This is a genomic window from Chimaeribacter coloradensis, from assembly GCF_002858715.1.
Taxonomy (GTDB): Bacteria; Pseudomonadota; Gammaproteobacteria; order Enterobacterales; family Enterobacteriaceae; genus Chimaeribacter; species Chimaeribacter coloradensis.
Map to the genome: position 1 here is coordinate 1 of NZ_PJZH01000097.1, position 343 is coordinate 343.

General features: G+C 56.0%; 1 protein-coding gene. It reads right to left on the bottom strand.

The features are described from left to right. Positions 1–343 (bottom strand): GTPase (locus CYR32_RS21310; RefSeq protein ID WP_175578846.1); only part of this gene is annotated, 343 nt, incomplete at both ends.

Sequence of the window (343 nt, forward strand, 5' to 3'; positions counted from 1 at the left end):
TTACGCAGCACGTCCACGCCTTCACCAGTCCTTGCCGAGAGACGAATTAACGCGTGACCGTTCACTTCACTCATTCCCAGCGTTTCGCCGGTGATATCGGCTTTATTGCGCACCACGGTGATCGGCAGTTTCGCTGGCAGACGGGCAATAAATTCCGGCCAGATCTCTGCCGGATCCACGGCGTCTGTTGTGGTGCCATCGACCATAAACAGCACGCGGTCGGCCTGTTCAATTTCCTGCCACGCGCGCTCGATACCAATACGTTCTACTTCGTCACTGGCTTCACGTAGCCCGGCGGTATCGATGATATGCAGCGGCATTCCGTCAATGTGGATATGCTCAC